Raw genomic sequence first — 692 nt, 5'->3', positions numbered from 1 at the left:
TTTGGCATATGTAATTTATACATCGGGGTCAACGGGACAACCAAAAGGCGTGATGGTTGAGCACAAATCGGTCGTGAATTTTTCTGAAGGGATGAAAGTGCAGCTGATGTGCTGCAAACAGGGCACAACGCCAAGCTGGTTATGGCTATCCTCATTTGCATTCGATGCTTCTCTTAAAGGTTTATGTTTATTAGCTGAAGGTACTCGGTTGGTGATCCCCAGTACTGAGCAAGCACACTCCCCAGAAGTGCTTGCTGCGTTGATCAGGGAGCACGATATACGTGTCGTGAACGCAACACCACAATTATTGGCATTGTTGGCGCAGGTACCCAACTTACCGCAATTTGATTGGATATCAAGTGGTGAAAGCATGGGCAATAAACGATTTGCTGAATTAAAAGAAATGGCAAACCGTCATCAGTCTAGTTTATTGAATGCTTATGGACCGACGGAAATCACAATTAATAGTCATTTTGCTGATTTGAGTAATGTAGATTCAGAGGTAATAGGAAAGCCATTAAATAATGTAGCGTGCTATGTATTAGATAGTGAGCAGCAGTTACTGCCTAATGGGGTTGCGGGTGAGCTATATATAGGTGGCGCAGGTATAGCTCGAGGGTATCTGAATAAAAGCGAGTTAACGGCAGAGCGCTTTATAGATAATCCGTTTTATAGAGAAGGGCAATCCGGCA

The 692-nt window shown here is 43.5% G+C and carries 1 protein-coding gene; it reads left to right on the top strand.

All coding sequences use genetic code 11. From position 1 onward, the window contains the following. Nucleotides 1–692: AMP-binding protein (locus EXT48_RS23530; RefSeq protein ID WP_130166029.1), on the top strand; the 692-nt coding region annotated here is incomplete at both ends.

The sequence above is a fragment of the Pseudoalteromonas sp. CO348 genome (genome assembly GCF_004208845.1).
GTDB lineage: Bacteria > Pseudomonadota > Gammaproteobacteria > Enterobacterales > Alteromonadaceae > Pseudoalteromonas > Pseudoalteromonas maricaloris.
The sequence above is the reverse complement of the archived record's forward strand: the minus strand, read 5'-3'. Positions and strand labels throughout refer to the sequence as shown.